Origin of the sequence: Pseudomonas moorei (assembly GCF_008801475.1) — a bacterium.
In the GTDB taxonomy this organism is placed as follows: domain Bacteria; phylum Pseudomonadota; class Gammaproteobacteria; order Pseudomonadales; family Pseudomonadaceae; genus Aquipseudomonas; species Aquipseudomonas moorei.
In genome coordinates, this window is the sequence record NZ_VZPP01000011.1 from 205534 (window position 1) to 226678 (window position 21145).

Annotated in this window: 20 protein-coding genes; 12 read left to right on the forward strand and 8 right to left on the reverse strand. The window is 60.3% G+C overall.

What is annotated here, in order from left to right:
• Positions 1–3: 3 nt before the first annotated feature.
• Both F7R06_RS21970 and F7R06_RS21975 read right to left on the reverse strand, forming a co-directional pair.
• Positions 4–720: an LrgB family protein gene (locus F7R06_RS21970; protein WP_090325499.1), complete on the reverse strand. Its 717-nt coding sequence runs from the start codon at positions 718–720 to the stop codon at positions 4–6.
• Complete coding sequence (locus tag F7R06_RS21975; RefSeq protein WP_090325501.1) at positions 717–1082, reverse strand: CidA/LrgA family protein; 366 nt, start codon at positions 1080–1082, stop codon at positions 717–719. Before F7R06_RS21975 ends, F7R06_RS21970 begins: the two co-directional genes overlap by 4 nt.
• A gap of 194 nt (positions 1083–1276) precedes the next feature.
• Between F7R06_RS21975 and F7R06_RS21980 the strand changes: the two genes are divergently transcribed.
• The 3 genes from F7R06_RS21980 (at position 1277) to F7R06_RS21990 (ending at position 4232) form a co-directional block, all read left to right on the forward strand.
• Positions 1277–1732 carry a MaoC family dehydratase gene (locus F7R06_RS21980; protein ID WP_090325503.1) on the forward strand — a complete coding sequence of 152 codons (456 nt, stop codon included), beginning with the start codon at positions 1277–1279 and terminating at the stop codon, positions 1730–1732.
• A gap of 112 nt (positions 1733–1844) precedes the next feature.
• Positions 1845–3563, forward strand: a complete 1719-nt coding sequence (locus tag F7R06_RS21985) for a C13 family peptidase (protein WP_090325504.1) — start codon at positions 1845–1847, stop codon at positions 3561–3563.
• 27 nt (positions 3564–3590) lie between these two features.
• Positions 3591–4232 (forward strand): oxidoreductase, encoded by a 642-nt coding sequence (locus F7R06_RS21990; protein WP_090325507.1) that lies wholly within the window; start codon positions 3591–3593, stop codon positions 4230–4232.
• A gap of 54 nt (positions 4233–4286) precedes the next feature.
• On the opposite strand, the gene F7R06_RS21995 is transcribed toward F7R06_RS21990, so the two are convergent.
• From F7R06_RS21995 to F7R06_RS22010, 4 genes are all read right to left on the reverse strand, one after another.
• Positions 4287–4571 (reverse strand): YceK/YidQ family lipoprotein, encoded by a 285-nt coding sequence (locus F7R06_RS21995; RefSeq protein ID WP_090325509.1) that lies wholly within the window; start codon positions 4569–4571, stop codon positions 4287–4289.
• Entirely contained in the window at positions 4564–5196 is a 633-nt protein-coding gene (gene ubiX / locus F7R06_RS22000; protein WP_090325511.1) for a flavin prenyltransferase UbiX, read from the reverse strand. The genes F7R06_RS21995 and ubiX overlap by 8 nt, the downstream gene beginning before the upstream one ends.
• Complete coding sequence (gene mpl, locus F7R06_RS22005; protein WP_090325513.1) at positions 5193–6542, reverse strand: UDP-N-acetylmuramate:L-alanyl-gamma-D-glutamyl-meso-diaminopimelate ligase; 1350 nt, start codon at positions 6540–6542, stop codon at positions 5193–5195. Before mpl ends, ubiX begins: the two co-directional genes overlap by 4 nt.
• Before the next feature lie 139 nt (positions 6543–6681).
• Positions 6682–8595, reverse strand: a complete 1914-nt coding sequence (locus F7R06_RS22010; RefSeq protein ID WP_090325515.1) for a sigma-54-dependent Fis family transcriptional regulator — start codon at positions 8593–8595, stop codon at positions 6682–6684.
• Between the two features lie 299 nt (positions 8596–8894).
• On the opposite strand from F7R06_RS22010, the gene exaC reads away from it, so the two are divergent.
• The 9 genes from exaC to F7R06_RS22055 all read left to right on the forward strand — a co-directional run bounded on the left by exaC (position 8895) and on the right by F7R06_RS22055 (position 18331).
• Complete coding sequence (exaC, locus tag F7R06_RS22015; RefSeq protein ID WP_090325517.1) at positions 8895–10415, forward strand: acetaldehyde dehydrogenase ExaC; 1521 nt, start codon at positions 8895–8897, stop codon at positions 10413–10415.
• 251 nt (positions 10416–10666) lie between these two features.
• Positions 10667–12037 (forward strand): ethanolamine permease, encoded by a 1371-nt coding sequence (gene eat, locus F7R06_RS22020; RefSeq protein WP_090325519.1) that lies wholly within the window; start codon positions 10667–10669, stop codon positions 12035–12037.
• A gap of 134 nt (positions 12038–12171) precedes the next feature.
• Complete coding sequence (locus F7R06_RS22025) at positions 12172–13566, forward strand: ethanolamine ammonia-lyase subunit EutB (RefSeq protein WP_090325521.1); 1395 nt, start codon at positions 12172–12174, stop codon at positions 13564–13566.
• 8 nt (positions 13567–13574) lie between these two features.
• Entirely contained in the window at positions 13575–14399 is an 825-nt protein-coding gene (gene eutC / locus F7R06_RS22030; RefSeq protein ID WP_090325523.1) for an ethanolamine ammonia-lyase subunit EutC, read from the forward strand.
• A gap of 116 nt (positions 14400–14515) precedes the next feature.
• The gene (locus tag F7R06_RS22035) at positions 14516–14977 is read left to right on the forward strand and encodes a GNAT family N-acetyltransferase (protein WP_090325524.1); all 462 of its coding nucleotides are present in this window, start codon (positions 14516–14518) and stop codon (positions 14975–14977) included.
• Positions 14978–15240: 263 nt separating this feature from the next.
• Positions 15241–15897: a DedA family protein gene (locus tag F7R06_RS22040; RefSeq protein ID WP_090325526.1), complete on the forward strand. Its 657-nt coding sequence runs from the start codon at positions 15241–15243 to the stop codon at positions 15895–15897.
• A 6-nt stretch (positions 15898–15903) separates the two neighbouring features.
• Positions 15904–16716 (forward strand): M90 family metallopeptidase, encoded by an 813-nt coding sequence (locus F7R06_RS22045; RefSeq protein ID WP_090325528.1) that lies wholly within the window; start codon positions 15904–15906, stop codon positions 16714–16716.
• 111 nt (positions 16717–16827) lie between these two features.
• Positions 16828–17355, forward strand: coding sequence for an inorganic diphosphatase (gene ppa, locus F7R06_RS22050; RefSeq protein WP_003228599.1), 528 nt, complete (start codon positions 16828–16830; stop codon positions 17353–17355).
• Between the two features lie 229 nt (positions 17356–17584).
• Entirely contained in the window at positions 17585–18331 is a 747-nt protein-coding gene (locus F7R06_RS22055; protein ID WP_090325529.1) for a S24 family peptidase, read from the forward strand.
• 377 nt (positions 18332–18708) lie between these two features.
• Here F7R06_RS22055 and F7R06_RS22060 read toward each other — a convergent pair whose 3' ends face one another.
• Complete coding sequence (locus F7R06_RS22060; RefSeq protein WP_090325530.1) at positions 18709–19521, reverse strand: YfaP family protein; 813 nt, start codon at positions 19519–19521, stop codon at positions 18709–18711.
• Positions 19522–19524: 3 nt separating this feature from the next.
• On the reverse strand, positions 19525–21144 hold the full coding sequence (locus tag F7R06_RS22065) for a DUF2300 domain-containing protein (RefSeq protein WP_090325531.1): 1620 nt from the start codon (positions 21142–21144) through the stop codon (positions 19525–19527).
• Position 21145: the final 1 nt, after the last annotated feature.

Here is a 21145-nt window from a genome sequence, read left to right on the forward strand (position 1 = left end):
CCTTCAAACCATCATCGACACCGCCAACGGCAGGAACACCGCCGTGGCTACGCCCATCAAACTCATCGCCAGCGCCGCGAACGCGCCGCACTCTTCACTTTCCTGCAAGGCCACCGACGTGCCAACCGCGTGGGCGGTCATGCCCAGCGCCATGCCACGTGCCTCAGGGCTGTGGACACCGAGCCGGGTCAGCAGACTCGGGCCAAAAATCGCCCCGAGCACACCCGTGATCAGCACGAACACCGCCGCCAGCGCCGCGACGCCTCCGATTTGCTCGGCCACCAACATGGCGATCGGTGAAGTCACCGACTTCGGCGCCATGGTCATCAGGATCATGTGTTCGGCGCCGAACCACCAGCCCAACAGCACACCCAAGCCTGTCGCCACCACGCCGCCTATCACCAGCGTAGTAAAAATCGGCCAGAACAACTGCCGAATCCGCCGCAGGTTGAGGTAAAGCGGCACGGCCAGCGCGACCGTCGCCGGACCAAGCAGAATGCTGAGAATCTCGGTGCTCTTGCGATACTCGGCGTAGGTCAGCCCGCAGCCCACCAGCACACCGATCACCAGCAACATGGAGACCAGCACCGGCTGCAAAAAGATCCAGCGGGTTTTCTCGAACGCTGCCAGCACCAGTTGATAGGCGCCGAGGGTAATGCCGATACCGAACAGTGGATGGTGAATCACCGACGTCCAGGCGCCGTGCCAGTCGAGGATCATTGGCTGTCCCCGGAAGTATGTACGTAACGCTTGATCAAGCGCTGCATCAACACGCCCGCGAAGGCCATGGACAGCAGCAGCGACAACACCAGCGCACCGACGATGGCCCAGAAATCCGCGGCAATGTCCTTGGCGTAAACCATCACGCCCACGGCCGGAGGCACCAGCAGCAGGGGCAAGTAACGCAACAGACTGCTGGCCGCCAGATTCAGCGGCTCACCGACCTGGCCACGGCTGATCAGGTACACCAGCAACAACAGCAGGCCGACAATCGGCCCAGGCAGCACCGGCAAAAACAAATGGTTGATCGCGGTGCCGAGCAATTGGAACAGCACCAGCCAGGTCAGGCCACGTAACAACATTTTTCATCTCCCGCAAAATCCGTCACCCGCATTGGCCCGGGCATTATAAGCACGCCAGCGCTATAGACCGGCATTCGCCAAAAGCATGGTCGGTTGACCGGAGCACTTTGCCATGTTGATCTAAAGTGGTAAGCCGGGAGGCAAATTCCCTCCACTTCAACACTATAAAACCGATGAACCCAAGGAGAGTCTCAATGCCCTATGTTCCAGTTGCAGAGCTCAAAGATTATGTCGGCAAGGAACTTGGACGTTCCGAATGGCTCACCATCGATCAGGAACGCATCAACCTGTTCGCTGAAGCCACAGGGGACTATCAGTTCATCCACGTCGATCCGGTCAAAGCCGCGCAAACGCCATTTGGCAGTACCATCGCCCATGGATTCCTGTCGCTGTCGCTGATCCCAAAACTGATGGAAGACATCCTCGTCATGCCTGAAGGCTTGAAAATGGTGGTCAACTACGGCCTCGACAGCGTGCGTTTCATTCAACCGGTCAAGGTCAATTCGAAAGTGCGCCTCAAAGTCGATCTGACCGACGTCACCGAGAAAAAACCCGGCCAATGGCTGCTCAAAGCCACCGCCACCCTGGAAATCGAAGGCTCGGACAAGCCGGCGTACATCGCCGAGCCATTGTCGCTCTGCTTCGTGTAAACCATCCGGATGCGAAGCAGGTCGCACTGTTTCGCATCACCTCCTTTTATACCGGCTGTATAAGGTCACATAGCTACGGCATACTCCGTCGCCTAATTGCCCGGATCCCGCTATGCGCTCACTTGCACTCCTTGCCTTGACCCTGATGCTCACCGCTTGCGGCGACGGCGAATCGCCGCTGCCCCCTGACGCCCGCCTGCCGGATGGCGGACGCTATCGTGGGGATCTGGTCAATGGGCTGCTGCAAGGACAGGGTCGCATCGATTACCCGAATGGCAGTTGGTATGCCGGCGAGTTCGACAAAGGCCAATGGCATGGCCAGGGCGAATGGCACGGCAGCAACGGCGAGGTCTATCGCGGGCTGTTCAAGCAAGGGTTGTTCGACGGCCAGGGCAGCTTGAGCACCAACGGCAGCAGCTACACCGGCGGCTTCAAACTGGGCCGACGCGACGGCGAAGGCACCCTCAAAGAAAACGGCATGACCTACCGCGGCGAGTTCAAGGCCGATCAATATTCAGGGCTTGGCCGACTCGAACTCGACGACGGCAGCGCGTATCAGGGCCAGTTCGCCCATGGCAAGCCCAACGGCGAAGGCCAGCGCAGCGACGGCAACGGCAATCAGTTCACCGGGCACTTCGTCGACGGACAGCTGGAAGGCAACGGGACATTCAGCAGTGCCGACGGCGACATCTATGTCGGTGGCTTCAAGAACAACCAACTGAATGGCAAGGGCCGCTACGAAAACGCCGACGGCGATGTCTGGCTGGGCCAATTCAAGGACGGCTCGCTGAACGGCAAGGGCGAATTGATCGGCGCCGATGGCAGTCATTACATTGGTCAATTCAGCGACTGGCGCTTTGTCGGCCAGGGCCGCTTGAACCTGCCCGACGGCAGTTTCTACATCGGCCAGTTCGACAACGACAGCTATTCCGGGCGTGGCACCCTGGTACTGACGGACGGCACGGTACAAAGCGGCACCTGGGTCAACGGCCAGCGCGTGCGCGATGCCGAGGGCAAGTTACTCCCCGACCCCCTCGAGCTCGGCCTGCTGGCCCAGGGCCGCTTGCTGGAAGACGCACTCAACAACGTGCCGGCCTCGACCCCGGCCGTGGAGCTGTACACCCTGACTCTCGGCGGCGACGGCAAGCAGAGCGTCTTCCTGCGCGAATCCGATTACGTCGCCAACATGCTCAGCAGCCGCTTCGGTGCCTTTGGCCAGATCCGCCTGGTGAACCATCGCGACCACCTCGTCGACCGGCCGATGGCCACCCGGGAGAACCTTCGCCGGGCCGCCATGACCCTGGCTGAACGCAGCGGGCCGGAAGACCTGATTTTCATCTACCTGACCAGTCACGGCACCAGCGAAAATGAACTGGTGCTCGACCAGCCACGCATGGAACTGGCCGACCTACCCCCCGACGAACTGGCCGCGGTCCTGGCCCCGCTGAAAAACCGCGACAAGATCATCGTGATTTCATCCTGCTACTCTGGCGGTTTCATCCCTGCCCTCAAGGACGAACGCACCCTGATCATGACCGCCTCGCGGGCTGATCGCGTGTCCTTCGGCTGTTCGGAAGAAGCCAACTTCACCTACTTCGGCGACGCCCTGTTCGCCCAGGCCCTGAACCAGACCGACGACTTGGAACAGGCCTTCAAACTGGCCAAGGCCACAGTGGCCGAGCGTGAGCTGGCGGACAACTTCGAAGCCTCGGAACCGCAAATATGGGCACCGAGGACCGTCTTGTCCCACTGGCAACTGTTACGCAAGCAGCAGGCTCGAAAGGCATTGCAAAGTGCCGCCATTGAAAGCAAGGATGCAAAGAGCAACTAAGCTGATGAGTATCAAGGGAGAGACACTATGTACTTGACGCCTCAGCACGTGCTGCTTGCCGGAGCCACCGGTTTGACCGGTGAACACTTACTCGATCGCCTGCTCAACGAACCTACGATTACGCGGGTTCTGGCTCCCTCGCGCCGGCCATTGGCCAAGCACCCACACCTTGAAAACCCGGTCGGCGACCCGTCGTCATTTCTGCCGCAATTGAACGGTCGCGTCGACATCGCCTATTGCTGCCTGGGCACCACCATCAAGCAGGCGGGCTCGGAACAGGCGTTTCGTGCCGTCGATCTGGACATGGTGGTGGCCTTCGCCAAACGTGCGCGGGAGATGGGCGCCCGCCATCTGATCGTGATCAGTGCCTTGGGCGCCGATCCGAAATCTCCGATTTTCTACAATCGGGTCAAAGGCGAGATGGAGCAGGCTTTGCGCGCGCAGGACTGGCCGCAACTGACCATCTGCCGTCCATCGCTGCTGCTGGGCGAGCGCACCGAACCGCGCCTGGCAGAGAGAGTCGCCGGCCCCTTGTCTCGATTGATTCCCGGCAAATACCACGGCATCGAAGCCTGCCAACTGGCCCGCGCCATGTGGCGGCTCGCACTGGAAGAACAGGATGGGGTGCGGATTGTCGAGTCAGATGAGCTGCGCAAGTTAGGCAAATAAACCCACCAGCTTGTGGCGAGGCGGCTTGCCCCCTCGCCATAGAAGCCGGTTCTCCTACAGCCCACCGGTTGCCTGAAAACTGACCCCGATCACCGTCAGCAACGACAAGGGCAACAGCAAGGTGTCGAGCAGTGCACTGGCCGGCAGGTCGACGCCAGGATAGCTCGGCGCTTCGGCACCGAAGCGGTCCATCGCGCAGCAACCACCGTTCATCGCATACAAATCCAGCCGGGTCCCTGAATACACCACGGGCGCACCCGGTTTCGCGGCATCCAGCGTACGCGCGGTGGCGCACCCGGCCAACTGCAAGGCCAGCACAATCGTCAGCAGCTTATTCATCGCTGGTCAGATGGTGTTCGCCCCAACGCGGCAGCATGTCTTGCGGAATGTTGAGCAAGTTGAGAATCCGCGCGACGACGAAGTCGATCAGGTCGTCGATGGTTTGCGGCTGATGATAGAAGCCTGGCGATGCCGGCAGAATCGTCACGCCCATGTTCGACAACTTGAGCATGTGCTCCAGGTGAATGCTCGAATATGGCGCCTCACGGGGCACCAGAATCAGCTGACGACGCTCCTTGAGCGTCACATCGGCGGCACGTTCGATCAGGTTGTTGCAGGCGCCGGTCGCGATGGCCGACAACGTCCCTGTGGAACATGGCACCACCACCATCGCCGCCGGTGCGCCAGAGCCCGAGGCCACCGGCGACATCCAGTCTTCCTTGCCATACACCCGAATCTGCCCGGCGGCAGCGCCGGTGTATTCGGTGAGGAAGGCCTGCATCATCTGCGGCTTGGCCGGCAGCGTGACGTCGGTTTCGGTGGCCATCACCAGCTGCGCGGCCTTGGAAATCAGAAAGTGCACTTCCCGCTCTTCGCGCACCAGGCAGTCGAGCAGGCGCAAGCCGTACTGGGCGCCGGAAGCGCCCGTCATCGCCAGTGTGATGCGGTCGGGGCCGTTGTTCATTTGAGCGCCTCGGCGAGTTTGCCGTGCAGGCCGCCGAAGCCGCCATTGCTCATGATCACTACGTGAGTACCGGGCTGGGCCTGGCTCTTGACGCGCTCGATGATGCCTTCCAGCGAATCGCTGACGATCGACGGCACCGTGCACAACGCGGCGGTGCCCGCCAGATCCCAACCCAGGTTGGCCGGTGCGTACCAGATCACCTGGTCGGCATCGACCACGCTTTCCGGCAAACCGTCACGGTGCGCACCGAGCTTCATGGAGTTGGAGCGCGGCTCGATGATGGCGATCAATGGAGCATCGCCAATACGCTTGCGCAAGCCGTCTAGGGTGGTGGCAATGGCGGTCGGATGGTGAGCGAAGTCGTCATAGATACTGATGCCGCGCACTTCCGCGACTTTTTCCATGCGGCGCTTCACGCTCTTGAAGGCGCTCAATGCGGCAATGCCCATGGATGGCACCACACCGACGTGACGAGCCGCCGCCAGCGTGGCCAGTGCGTTGGCGACGTTGTGCTGGCCGGTCATGTCCCACTCGACCACACCCTGGGAATCGCCTTCGAACATGACTTCGAACTTCGAGCCATCTTCACTGAGCAACTTGACCTGCCACTGACCGCCGGCACCCGTGGTTTGCACCGGGGTCCAGCAGCCCATCTCGATGACGCGTTGCAAGGCCGGCTCGGTGGTCGGATGAATAATCAGGCCTTCACTCGGGATGGTCCGCACCAAGTGATGGAATTGCCGCTCGATCGCCGGCAGATCGGGGAAGATGTCCGCGTGATCGAATTCCAGATTGTTCAGAATCGCCGTGCGCGGACGGTAGTGCACGAATTTGGAGCGTTTGTCGAAGAACGCACTGTCGTACTCGTCGGCTTCGATGACAAAGAACGGCGTATCGCCCAGGCGCGCCGATACCGAGAAATTCTGCGGCACGCCGCCGATCAGGAAGCCCGGGCTCATGCCCGCATGCTCCAGCACCCAGGCGAGCATGCTGCTGGTGGTGGTTTTACCGTGGGTACCGGCAACGGCCAGCACCCAGCGGCCTTGCAGCACGTGGTCCGCCAGCCATTGCGGACCGGAGACGTAGGGCAGGCCTTTGTTCAGCACATATTCCACGGCAGGGTTGCCACGCGACATGGCGTTGCCGATCACCACCAGGTCGGGGGCCGGGTCCAGTTGCGCCGGATCATAGCCTTGGGTCAACTCGATGCCCTGAGCCTCGAGCTGAGTGCTCATCGGCGGATAGACGTTGGCATCGGAGCCCGTCACGTGATGGCCCAGCTCTTTGGCCAGAACCGCCATCGAACCCATGAAAGTGCCGCAGATACCAAGAATATGAATGTGCATAGTCGACCTCGTAAAACATGGCCGCAGGTTAGCTTAGGGAGGGGAAATTCGCACCTTGTGTTTCAGCCACCGCTTACGGCCGAACCTGCAGGAGCACCGCTTGCCAGCGATGGCGTGCTCCCACAGATTGTGCTGCCCTCTAGCGGGCGATACCGTGCTTGCGCAGTTTTCTGTAAAGCGTATTGCGGCTGACCCCCAACTGTTCGGCCGTATGGGTCATGTGCCAGCGCGTTTGCTCCAGGGCATTCAACAGCGCCAGGCGCTCGGCATCCTCCAGCGGATGTTCGGCAGGCTCTTCAACGGTCGGCAGTACCGCCGGTCGGGCCTGGCGGATCATTGCCGGCAAATCTTCCAGAACAATGCGTCCGCCCTCACACAACGCTGCCAAGGTCCGCAGAACATTGCGCAACTGCCGCACGTTGCCCGGCCAGGCGAAACCCAGCAAAGCCTGGCGGGCTGGCGCGTCGATCATGACCGATTCTGCGCCCGCCTCTTCGGCCAGCAAAAAATCCAGCAGCTGCGATTTGTCGCTGCGATCGCGCAATGCCGGCAGCGCGACCTCTAGTCCGTTGAGCCGGTAGTACAGGTCCTCACGGAAACTGCCTTCCTGCACCCGCTCCAGCAGATTGCGGTGCGTGGCGCTGATGATCCGCACGTTGACCGCCTCCGGCTCGCCGCCGATCGGCACCACCTGACGATCCTCCAGCACCCTCAACAGGCGCGTCTGCATCGCCAGGGGCATATCGCCGATCTCGTCGAGGAACAACGTGCCGCCATCGGCCTGTTGCAACTTGCCGCGCATGCCTTCCTTGCGCGCCCCGGTGAAGCTGCCGCCGCGGTAGCCGAACAGCTCGCTCTCGATCAGGCTTTCCGGGATGGCGGCGCAGTTGAGGGCGACAAACGCCTTTTCCGCCCGTTGACTGGCGCGATGGACGGCTTTGGCGAAAGCTTCTTTGCCCGAGCCGGTTTCACCGTTGATCAGCAATGGCACGTCCCGTTCGTACACCCGTAGGGCCTTGCGGAAGTCCGCCTGTAAACCGGCATCGCCCAGGCAGATGCCCGATAACGGCGCACGCTCCTCCACCACCGGACTGGGCACCAGTGGCACCGGCACGCGGCGCGGCTGCCCACGCAGTACGGCGAACAGCTTGCGTCCGTCGCGGGTGCGCAGCGGCCAACTGGCGCTGGCATTGGCGCTGGCACGGCCAAGCAACTCATCCAGCGAGCAGTCGAAAAAGGCTTCCACCGGCTTACCCAGCAAGCCACCGCGAACAAGTCCCAGCAGATTCAGCGCACTCTGATTCACCGCACAGATTCGCCCTTCGCCATCGAACGCCAGCAACCCTTCACTGAACAGCCCGACGGACTCGGCCTGCAAATGAAAACGCAGCAGCCATTGATTATCGAAGTAACGCAGGAAATAGCAGCTCTCGATCATCTTCGCCGAAAGATTGACCAGGGCCATGGTGTGGAACTGACTCTGACGCGACACCTCATGCCGTGCCGAAGAGACGTCGAGCACCGCCAGCAGCTCACCGTGAGGGTCGAACACGGGGCTCGCCGAGCAGGTCAGGCCGGTATGGCGGCCGCGGAAGTGCTCGTCCTGGTGGATGGTCAGCGACTGACGCTCCACCAGGCAGGTCCCGATGCCATTGGTGCCTTCGCAGGCCTCACTCCAGTCGGCGCCGAGCCAGAGCCCGGCGCGCTCGAAAATCTTCCGTTCGGCGGGCGCCGTCACACAGTTGAGGATCACGCCGCGCGCATCGGTCAGCAGCACCGCGTGGCCGGCACCGGAAAGCTGTTGATGCAGGCTGGTCATTTCATTGCCGGCGATGTGCAGCACTTGCTGCAGGCGTTCACGGCTTTCGAGGACGCGTCCATGTTCCAGCACGGTCGGCGCCATGTTCAGGGCCGGATCGAGGTGATAGTCCTCAAGGCAGCGCAGCCAGGAGCGGGCGATGGACGGGTCGCTGCCTGGACCGTGCAGGTGGGCTTTGCCCTGGGTCACAGTCAGCACTTGCTGGGCATGGCGACTCAAATGGTTGTCGTGCATTTCTTATTTTTCTCCCCGGGGCTCGGCGACCCGTGTTGAGGTGATGCCGAGCATCCTCCAGCCTAGTCTGCATTGCAATGCCGGCAAGACCCGCCAGTCACAGGCTGTGCCACAACCGGTACAAAGTGTCACAGGCACTGTACCGAAAGCGTCACAGACACCGCCCGCCCGTCCGACAAAAATCGCCCAAGGCCTTGATTTACCTGACCTGCAAGGCACTGGCCCGACCCTTGCTCTACGCTTATAGCAAGCGCACATGCGCGTCTCTCTTATAAATACAAAAGCCAAGGAGAACTATCATGCGTTACGCTCACCCCGGTACTGAAGGCGCTATCGTTTCGTTCAAGAGCAAATACGGTAACTACATCGGCGGCGAGTTCGTCGCGCCTGTCAAAGGTCAGTACTTCACCAATACTTCGCCAGTCAATGGCCAACCGATTGCCGAATTCCCGCGTTCCACCGCCGAAGACATCGACAAGGCCCTGGACGCCGCCCACGCAGCCGCCGATGCCTGGGGCGCCACGTCCGCCCAGGCACGCTCGCTGGTGCTGCTGAAAATTGCCGACCGCATCGAGCAGAACCTCGAACTGCTGGCAATCACCGAATCCTGGGACAACGGCAAAGCCGTGCGCGAAACCCTCAACGCCGACATTCCACTGGCCGCCGACCACTTCCGCTACTTCGCCGGCTGCATCCGCGCCCAGGAAGGCAGCGCTGCCGAAATCGACGGCAACACCGTGGCCTATCACATCCATGAACCGCTGGGCGTGGTCGGGCAGATCATTCCGTGGAACTTCCCGATCCTGATGGCCGCCTGGAAACTCGCCCCGGCCCTGGCCGCCGGCAACTGCGTGGTGCTTAAACCTGCCGAACAAACCCCACTGGGCATCACCGTGCTGGTCGAACTGATCGGCGACCTGCTGCCGCCCGGCGTGCTGAACATAGTGCAAGGTTTCGGTAAAGAAGCCGGCGAAGCCCTGGCCACCAGCAAACGCATCGCCAAAATCGCCTTCACCGGCTCAACCCCGGTCGGCTCGCACATCATGAAATGCGCCGCCGAAAACATCATCCCAAGCACCGTGGAGCTTGGCGGCAAGTCGCCGAACATCTTCTTCGAAGACATCATGAAGGCCGAACCGACCTTCATCGAAAAAGCCGCCGAAGGGCTGGTGCTGGCGTTCTTCAATCAGGGCGAAGTCTGCACCTGCCCTTCCCGCGCGCTGGTACAAGAGTCGATCTACGACGAATTCATGCAAGTGGTGATGAAGAAGGTCCTGCAGATCAAACGTGGCGACCCGCTGGACACCGACACCATGGTCGGCGCCCAGGCGTCCGAGCAGCAATTCGACAAAATCCTTTCGTACCTGGAAATCGCCAAGGGCGAAGGCGCTGAACTGCTGACCGGCGGCAAGGTGGAAAAACTCGAGGGCAATCTGGCGACCGGGTATTACATCCAGCCGACGCTGCTCAAGGGCACCAACAAAATGCGCGTGTTCCAGGAAGAAATCTTTGGCCCGGTAGTCAGCATCACTACCTTCAAGGACGAAGCCGAAGCCCTGGCCATCGCCAACGACACCGAGTTCGGCCTGGGCGCCGGCCTCTGGACCCGCGACATCAACCGCGCCTACCGCATGGGCCGCGCCATCAAGGCCGGTCGTGTATGGACCAACTGCTACCACCTGTACCCGGCGCACGCTGCGTTCGGCGGTTACAAGAAGTCCGGCGTCGGCCGTGAAACCCACAAGATGATGCTTGATCATTATCAGCAGACCAAAAACCTGCTGGTGAGCTACGACATCAATCCGTTGGGCTTCTTCTAAAAACCGGAGGGCGGCACAGGATTTCTGTGTCGCCCTCCCAACCGTCATCGCCGGCAAGCCCGCTCCCACAGGTTTTTGTGGTGCATCCACCTATCGGGACCTGACACAGAACCCTGCTCGCGATGGCACCTCCAATGACACACAACCCAACGCCTGGCCGCTCTGGCACGGCCCTTGCGTGCCCGCATTACACGCAAGCGCCGCTTACGAAAGTCCAAAAGATCAAACAATAAAAAAGACAGCGAGGACTTATGACTTCTACCACACAGCTCAAACCCACACTCGGCACCCTGCATTTATGGGGCATCGCCGTCGGCCTGGTGATTTCCGGCGAATACTTCGGCTGGAGTTACGGCTGGGGCACAGCAGGCACCCTGGGTTTCCTCGTCACCGCCCTGATGGTGGCGACGATGTACACCTGCTTCATCTTCAGCTTCACCGAATTGACCACCGCCATCCCCCATGCGGGCGGGCCGTTTGCCTACAGCCGGCGGGCCTTTGGCGAGAAAGGCGGCCTGATCGCCGGCATTGCCACCCTGATCGAGTTCGTCTTTGCGCCACCGGCGATCGCAATGGCCATCGGCGCCTACCTCAACGTGCAATACCCGGAACTGGACCCGAAGATCGCGGCAGTAGGCGCCTACTTCGTGTTCATGACCCTGAATATCCTCGGCGTCAGCATCGCGGCCACCTTCGAACTGGTGGTCACCGTGCTGGCGGTCGCCGAACTGCTGGTGTTCATGGGCGTCGTTGCGCCAGGCTTCAGTTTCAGTAACTTTGTGCTCAATGGCTGGTCCGGCTCCAGCGAATTTACGATGGCGGCCGTTCCCGGCATTTTCGCCGCCATTCCCTTTGCGATCTGGTTTTTTCTGGCCATCGAAGGCGCGGCCATGGCGGCCGAAGAAGCCAAGGATCCCAAACGAACGATTCCCAAGGCCTACGTCAGCGGGATTCTGACCCTGGTGTTCCTGGCCATCGGCGTAATGGTCATGGCCGGCGGCGTTGGCGACTGGCGTCAATTGTCGAACATCAACGATCCGCTGCCCCAAGCCATGAAGGCCGTGGTGGGCAACAATTCGAGCTGGATGCACATGCTGGTGTGGATCGGCCTGTTCGGTCTGGTGGCGAGCTTCCACGGGATCATCCTGGGCTACTCGCGTCAGTTCTTTGCCCTGGCCCGCGCCGGCTACCTGCCCCGCAGCCTGGCCAAGCTGTCGCGCTTCCAGACGCCGCACCGGGCAATTCTTGTTGGTGGCGTGATCGGCATCGCGGCGATTTACAGCGACGGCCTGGTCAACCTGCAAGGCATGACCCTGACGGCGGCGATGATCACCATGTCGGTATTCGGTGCCATCGTGATGTACATCATCAGTATGCTGAGCCTGTTCAAACTGCGTAAAACCGAGCCGAACCTGGAACGCACCTTCCGTGCTCCGGGTTACCCGATCGTGCCGGGCATCGCGCTGTTTCTCGCCGTGGTGTGCCTGGTCGCGATGGCCTGGTTCAACACCTTGATCGGGCTGATTTTCGTCGGATTCATGGCCGCCGGTTACCTGTATTTCCAATTGACCGCCAAACAACGCTCCGAAGCACCGGCAGACGCCATGCTCGAAGGCGTCTGAGTTGCACCGGCGCCGGGCTCCTGGCCTGGCGCCTGCATGATTGAAGTGCATGCAAATCCCTTGTGGGAGCAAGCTCTCCCACAAGGGACTGTTTGTGTTATCAAGATTTGTACAGAACCAGAGGACACCGCCCCATGGCCGCATTTGCCCATTCCGTCGGCGCTCAGACCTATCGCTTCGAAAACCTCAAGGAAGTGATGGCCAAAGCCAGTCCGGCGCGCTCCGGGGACTTTCTGGCCGGCGTCGCCGCGCTCAATGACGGCGAACGTGTGGCCGCGCAAATGGCTTTGGCCGACATTCCGCTGAGCCATTTCCTACAGGAAGTACTGATTCCCTACGAAGATGATGAAGTCACCCGACTGATCATCGACACCCACGACAAGCACGCCTTCAGCGTGGTCAGCCACCTCACCGTGGGCGGTTTTCGTGACTGGCTGCTCAGTGATGCCGCCGACGAACACGTCCTGCGCGCCCTTGCCCCCGGCCTGACCCCGGAAATGGTCGCCGCCGTGTCGAAGATCATGCGCGTGCAGGATCTGGTGCTGGTCGCACAGAAAATCCGCGTCGTCACGCAGTTCCGCGGCACCCTGGGCCTGCGCGGCCGGCTGTCCACGCGCCTGCAACCGAATCACCCCACGGACGAACCGGCCGGTATCGCCGCCAGCATCCTTGACGGTTTGCTGCACGGTAACGGCGATGCAATGATTGGGATCAACCCGGCTACCGACAGCATCGCGTCGATCTGCGCGATGCTGGAAATGCTCGACGCCATCATTCAACGCTACGAAATCCCGACACAGGCCTGCGTTCTGACGCATGTCACTACGTCGATCGAAGCCGTCAATCGCGGAGTCCCGCTGGACCTGGTGTTCCAGTCGATCGCAGGCACCGAGGCGGCCAACGCCAGTTTCGGCATCAATCTGAATGTATTGAAGGAAGGTTACGACGCCGGACTGAGCCTCAATCGCGGCACCCTCGGGCAAAACCTGATGTATTTCGAAACAGGCCAGGGCAGCGCCCTGTCGGCCAACGCCCATCATGGCGTCGATCAACAGACGTGCGAAACCCGGGCCTACGCCGTGGCACGGCATTTCAATCCGTTTCTGGTCAACACCGTCGTAGGATTCATCGGCCCGGAATACCTCTACAACGGTAAACAAATTATCCGCGCCGGCCTCGAAGACCACTTCTGCGGCAAGCTGCTGGGCGTCCCGATGGGCTGCGACATCTGCTACACCAACCACGCCGAAGCCGACCAGGACGACATGGACACCCTGTTGACCCTGCTGGGCGTGGCCGGCATCAACTTCATCATGGGTATTCCCGGCTCCGACGACATCATGCTCAACTACCAGACCACTTCCTTCCACGACGCGCTCTATGCCCGACAAACCCTGGGCCTGAAGCCTGCGCCGGAATTCGAACAGTGGCTGGCGAAAATGGGCATTTTCACTCAAGCGGACGGGAAAATTCTCTTCGGCAACAGCCTGCCACCGGCCTTCCGCCAGGCCTTGGCGCAATTGGGATGAGTGTTTCCATGGATAAACCACCTTTCGATCCGCACAACCCCTGGCTGGAACTGCGACGCCTGACACCGGCCCGAATTGCCCTGGGCCGCACCGGCACCAGCATGCCCACCCGTGCACAGCTGGATTTCCAGTACGCCCATGCCCAGGCGCGGGACGCGGTGCATTTGCCGTTTGACCACAAGGCCCTGAGCTCGCAATTGGCTGAACGCGGGCGCGAAAGCCTCTTGCTGCACAGTGCGGCGATCGATCGCAACAGCTACCTGCAGCGCCCTGATTTGGGGCGAAAGCTGAGTGATGAGTCCGCACAAATCCTGCGCGATTACGCAGCGGCCCATCCCGGCGGGGTCGATCTGGCGATCGTAGTCGCCGATGGTTTGTCGGCATTGGCCGTTCATAGGCACACACTGCCTTTTCTGGCGCGCCTGGAAGAACAGATGGGCGCTGAAAACTGGTCCCTGGCCCCGGTGATTCTGGTGGAGCAAGGTCGTGTTGCAGTGGCCGACGAGGTCGGTGAACTGCTCGGCGCCAAAATGACAGTGATCCTGATCGGCGAACGCCCCGGCCTCAGCTCGCCAGACAGCCTGGGTTTATATTTCACCTACAATCCCAAGGTCGGCCTGACGGACGCCTACCGCAATTGCATTTCCAATGTGCGTCTCGAAGGGCTGAGTTACGGCATGGCGGCACACCGTTTGCTGTATTTGATGCGTGAGGCCTGCCGGCGACAACTTTCGGGCGTCAACCTGAAGGACGAAGCCCAGGTTCAGACACTGGAAGCGGATGTCGGCGCGGACACAAAGGGTAATTTCCTGCTGAGCCCGCCGGTTACCTGAACCGCTTCTGCATTGCACTTTCGAGCGGATTTCAGGCAGGATCGACGAACGGCTGCCAGTGAGTACCTTTTGCCGTCAGTGCACGTGAAGACAGCCACTTGAAGACGAGACCTACCATGCGGATTATTCAAGCGACCCTCGAACACCTGGACCTGCTGACCCCGTTGTTCGTCAAATATCGCGAGTTTTATGGTTCCCTGCCGTATCCGGACTCGTCCCGGGCGTTCCTCGAAAAACGCCTGCGTCGCAAGGAATCGGTGATTTACCTGGCACTTTCCGATGACGACAACAACAAACTGATGGGCTTCTGTCAGTTATACCCAAGCTTTTCCTCGCTATCGCTCAAACGCGTGTGGATCCTCAACGACATCTACGTCACCGAAGACGCCCGCCGCCAACTGGTGGCCGACAACCTGATCCGCACCGCGAAGAAAATGGCCAAGGAAACCAATGCCGTGCGCATGCGCGTTTCCACCAGCAGCAACAACAAAGTCGCGCAGAAAACCTACGAATCCATCGGATTCAAGGAAGATACCGAGTTCAAGAACTACGTGTTGCCGATCAGCGAAGAGCTCTGATCCGCACCAAATCTGCTGGCGCAGCATGCTCATGATGGCGGGGCGCCATTTGGCACCGCCATCACGCGCAAGCGTATAAAACAGAGCGCGCCCACCGTCGGTCCGAGTGAAATGCCCCGCTACAATCTCGACGCTCTTTTCACTTTTCAGTCCGTATAATCCCGACCTCTCCTACTTGTAAGAAAAACTACCCCTGTTCGTAGTCTTACACGAAGTCATTTGCACAGGCCTGCCGAGTCGGGCCGTCATCACAGGTGCTCACCATGGATTTCAACCCGATCGATATCGTTCTGCATCTCGACGTCTACCTCGACATGCTCGTAACCAACTACGGGGCCTGGATTTACGCCATTCTGTTTATGGTGATTTTCTGTGAAACCGGTCTGGTGGTGATGCCGTTCCTGCCGGGCGACTCGCTGCTGTTTATCGCCGGCGCCGTGGCCGCCGGGGGCGGTATGGATCCGGTATTGCTGGGCGGGCTGCTAATGCTGGCGGCGATACTCGGCGACAGTACCAACTACATCATCGGGCGAACGGCCGGCGAACGTCTGTTCAGCAACCCGAACTCGAAAATCTTCCGCCGCGATTATCTGCAACAAACCCATGACTTCTATGACAAGCATGGTGGCAAAACCGTGACCCTGGCGCGCTTCCTGCCCATCATCCGCACCTTTGCACCGTTCGTCGCCGGCGTCGGCAAGATGCCTTACCCACGCTTCTTTGCTTTCAGCGTCTTCGGCACTGTTTTGTGGGTTGGCGGCCTGGTGACCCTCGGTTACTTCTTCGGCAACGTACCGTTCATCAAGAAAAACCTGTCACTGTTGGTGGTCGGCATCATTCTGCTGTCACTGCTGCCGATGATCATCGGCGTGATCCGCAGCCGCTTCGGCAACTCGAACTCCAAAGCCGAAACACGCTGATTCACGATGTGGTCCCTGAGCGCCTGGCGACGCCAGCGCATCCTGGCCAAGCACCCGATTGCCGACGACATGTGGCAACGGGTGCGCCATCAACTGAGTTTTCTGGATGGCATCAGCGCCGCCGAAGACCAGTGGCTGCGTGAAGCCAGTGTGCTGTTCCTGCAAGACAAACACCTGACCGCCCTGCCCGGCGTTGAACTCCATCAGGAGCAACGCCTGCTGCTCGCCGCCCAGGCACAACTGCCGCTGCTGCACCTGGGCGACCTGAACTGGTATCAGGGGTTTCATGAAATCATCCTCTACCCGGACGATTTTCTCAGTCCGCAGCGCCATCGCGACGCCAGCGGTGTCGAGCACGAATGGGATGGCGAGCACAGCGGCGAGGCCTGGCAGCAGGGGCCGATCATCCTCGCCTGGCCCGGCGTCATGGCCAGTGGTGGCTGGGAAGGCTACAACCTGGTGATCCACGAGCTGGCACACAAACTCGACATGCTCAACGGTGACGCCAACGGCCTGCCGCCGCTGCACGCGGACATGCGGGTCAGCGACTGGGCCAAGGTCATGCAAGAAGCCTACGACGATCTTGACCGGCAACTGGATCGCAACCCGGACGCCGAGACCGCGATAGACCCTTACGCCGCCGAGAACCCGGCCGAATTTTTCGCGGTGACCAGCGAGTACTTCTTCAGCGCCCCGGATTTGCTGCACGAGGCCTATCCACGGGTCTACGAGCAGCTGCAACTGTTCTATCGCCAGGACCCGTTGAGGAGGCTCAAGCAACTTCTCGCCGAGGACCCGGTCTATCAGGCACATGACTAAGGTCTACGACCTCTGGTACGTGGCGTCGACACAGGAATATGCCTATAATCGCCGCCACTTTTTGGTCAATCCGGCCAAGTGTTTCTGGTCAACTAACGGGGGCAACGCCCAATGAGCTACAGCAAGATTCCGGCTGGCAAAGACCTGCCGAACGACATCTACGTCGCGATCGAGATCCCGGCCAACCACGCGCCGATCAAGTACGAAATCGACAAAGACAGCGATTGCCTGTTCGTTGACCGTTTCATGGCCACCCCAATGTTCTACCCGGCCAACTACGGTTACATCCCGAACACCCTGGCCGACGACGGTGATCCCCTCGACGTGCTGGTCGTAACCCCTTACCCGGTTGCTCCAGGCTCCGTGATCCGCGCTCGTCCGGTTGGCATTCTGAACATGACCGACGACGGCGGCGGCGATGCCAAAGTCATCGCCGTTCCACACGACAAGCTGTCCCAGCTGTACGTCGACGTGAAGGAATACACCGACCTGCCACCCCTGCTGATTCAGCAGATCGAGCACTTCTTCGCGAACTACAAAGATCTCGAAAAAGGCAAATGGGTGAAAATCGAAGGCTGGGACGGCGCAGACGCTGCCCGCGCCGCGATCACCAAGTCGGTTGCCGCCTACAAAGGCTAAGAAGCGGCTGCACGCTTCCACCGACAAGCTTCAAGAAAAACCCCGGTCGATCCGGGGTTTTTTGTGGGCGCTCGAAACCGATGTTTAAACGAATTGTTTAACTAATTCTGCTTTGGTTTTTTCTTGTTTAATTTTCCCCAAGAACGTCTTACATCCAGCGTTAATTTTCCTCGAAATTTGAACGATTCGTTTATTCAAAGCCTTATTCCGCGTCTTTAGACTCGTGTTTATGAAAAAGAACACTAGCGGCCCTCGCTTTAAAGCGCTCCTCGAAGAAGCCAAGATCACCACAACGGGATTTGCCGAGTTCCTGGACGCGGTCCCGCAAAAAGCCCACAACTGGTACACCCGTGGCGTGCCCGCCCACTGCATGGAAGAGGTTGCCAGAAAGCTATCGGTAAACAGTGAATGGCTGAAAACGGGTGAAGGCCCGAAAGATGCCAGGCACCTGCGCCTGCTCGACGAGTCCGGCCATACGTTCGACGCCCAGTCCATCCGCGGTGTCTACACGGTCATCGAACCTACCGACATTGAACTGCCTTTCTACAAAGAAGCGGCCATTACTCCAGGCTCCCACAAAACCCACGTCGTCAAAGACCCCGAGCAATCCTTCCGATTGCCTCGCAACTACCTCGATTCCCTGGAAATCAAACATACCGACGCCATCTGTGCCCGCATGATCGGCAACAGCATGGGCGAAAGAATTGAAGACGGCTCCCTGCTCGGCATTGATTGCGGGCTCAAGGACATTGTCGATGGCGAGATCTACGCGATCGAACATGACGGCATGCTGCGAATCAAATACCTGCACCGCATCCCCGGTAATGCAATACGCATGCGCAGCCACAACAGGGTCGAATACCCGGACGAAATTTTCAGAGCCGCTCAGATCGAAGAACAGAACATTCAGGTACTCGGCTGGGTGTTCTGGTGGTCGACGCTGAACAAACGCAGGCCGAAGGTGCCATTTCTGTAGCGCCGCAACGTTTTCATCGCGGGCTAGCCACGCTCCCACAGGATTACTCGAGATTTGTGGGAGCGGGCTTGCCCGCGAAGGCGTCGGCAGACTCAACACAAGAACCACCCAATAGCTCTATCTCGCACACCGGACTGGGAATTTCCTCAAAAAATCAGTATGCTGCGCCCCACATTTGCGCATCGACCCGCCCTGCGGAGACGATCGCACCGACAAGGCAGATGACTTTCTCGCCGAGTCCCACAGCCGGACGCAAGATCCGGGTGTACGTTTTGAAGGCTGGCGCGGTTTACCAAAAATGAACCAAGCCAGTCCCCGAGAAGCCGGCCACAAGCCGGCTTTTTAATGCCTGCAGGAAAGTGATACGACTGTTTCACTCACGGATAACTAAACGCCTTCACCAACGTCAACTCCCCCACCGCCCGCATCGGCACCAGAAACGTCTCGATCTTCTCACTCGGCGTGCCTTCCTCGGTAATCACCGTGACCTGCGCGGTGGTCAGTGCTTGAACCGCTTCTTCCTGGCCCTCTTCGTCACTGCGATAGCCACCGCCGAAGTAGTTCACATACACCAGATACTGCCCCTTGATCGGTGCGGGCATGGCGAAGATTTCCGGGCCGTAGCCGGTGGTCACGTCGACATCGAGTGCCGCGCCGTTGGGGGCGACACGGTCGCCGTACCAGATGTGCGCGCCATCGGGGGTGATCAGGTGCAGGTCGAGGTCGGTGTTGTCGCTGTCCCATGACAGCAAAACACGCAATTTGGCCGGGGTGGCGCCGCCGCTGGCGTTGAGAAATTGCGTGCGGTGACGTTGCTGGCCGTCGGGGCTGCGGACTTCGACGCTGTTGCTGCCATTGGGAAACGAAAACGGGCGATCAAAGCGGCCCGCCGGATCGATTTTCAGCGGCATGCTGACACCGTTCACAATCAGCCGACCGGGTTCGGCCGACTTGGGCGTGGCTTTGATCTGTCCAGTGATGCGCGCGGTGTTGGCCTGGCCTGGCGGGGTGTTCACCGAGGAGGCCGGGTAATTGACGGTCTGGCGGAAATTTTCCCCCTCGCCTTCGACCGCACCAGTGCGCCAACCGCCTACGGGGGTGTCGAGCTTGACGCTGTCGGCGGCCATGGTCGGCGATAACATGGCCAACGCGCAAAGCAACAGCAAGACCTGTGGATAACGGAGTGTCATGGTCTATTCCAGCAAAAGATGACGGGCGAGCCCTTCGATGTAGTTTTCATCCTGGCCGTTAGGGTGTGCTTCAAAGGCCAGGTGCAGGTATTCGTGAGTCAGGTCGAGACGGTCTTGCAGCGAGAGCACGCCGCGCACGTAGATGCGCTGGCGTTCGCGGTCGACATAGGGACGGCCGAAGGTCAGGCGGCAGACGGCGAAGGTGCTGACTTCGTTGTAGCCGGTTTCGCTTTCCAGGCGTGGACGCCAGCCGCGACGCTGCTTTTGCAGCCAGTCTTGCGCGGCGGGCAGCGCTTCGCAGGAAGCGACGGGATTGTCCCAACGGCTGAGGCTGGCACGTGGGTAAGCGTGCAGCAGGATGGCGTCGTAGCGTTGACCGGCGTTGGCTTGTTCGACGGCTTGCTGCCAGGACAGTTTGTCCGGGCCGGGTTGATCGGAATGGTAGGTCACTGCGCTGCCGGCCAGTACCAGATCACTGGTCCAGGCGGCGATGTTGCGCGCTTCGGCGCTGGCCGGACGTGGTGCGACCCGTTGGCGCTGGCTGCTGTCGTCGATGCTCAGGCAGTCGCCGTTGCGCGTGGCGTTTTGCAGCAGGTAAGTGCGAATGGCCACGGCCAGGGCTTTGGCCGCTTCGGCGGGTTCGGCGGTGGCTTCACGTTGCAGCACGCGAGCGACGTATTCTTCGCGGTCCAGGCGCGCCACCAGTTGGTCTTTCATTAAAAACAGTTCGCCATCGCTGTGGATATCGAGCTGATTGCCGCTGGCGAATTCGACGCGGTAGTCGCCCTGTAAAGGTCCGGACGCTGCAACGCGGCCTCCCGACAGTACCCGCGTCAACGGATAACGAGAGAACAGGCTGACCTCGACGCACTTTCCGGTCTCGGCCGGCCATGACGCCGGGAGCACTGTCGCCAACGCAGGGCCATACTCACGCAAGACCCGCTGACTGGTCCCACGCCCACCGGCCCAAATCGGCGTACCGTCCGCCGTCCAACCGGCGAATCCACCCTGGCGCGACGCCGGATCCCGATCCCCCCGCCAGCTCCAGGTTTTCACCCGCAACCGGCTGCCGAGTTCGCCGACCACATTGCCGTCTGCGGCATTGAGCACCACATCGAGCAATACCCGACGCGCCTGATCCTGAGCCGGCAGTAGCGCCAGGGAGCGCAACAACTCGGCCACAGGAACCCGAGTGTCAGGCTGCAGTGAAGCCAGGTTCAGCAACCACGACGGCGCCTGTCGCGTTTGCCAATAGGCTCGCCAATCGGCGCTGGAAATGCCCAGACGCGTCGGCTCGAAATACAACCCGCAGGACTTGACCAACGCCTGATCACGTTCGATCTTGCCGCCCGCCGTGCAGCAATAGACTTCCTCCTTCGACTGACCACGACATTCATAAGCGGGTTCGCGTGCGTCGGTGTCCACCAGCCAGCTGTAGACAAACAACTTCCACACACTGCCCAGCGGGGTCTGCAAGGTATCGGGCAACGGCTCGCGCGACAGCAACTGAGTCCGGCTCAAGGACAGCAAATCACCCTTGAACGCCAGATGCAGCGGTTCGTCCTGCGCCGTGGCCAGCGCAGGGATCAAACACAACAGCCAGCAGACCAGAAGCCGTTGCATG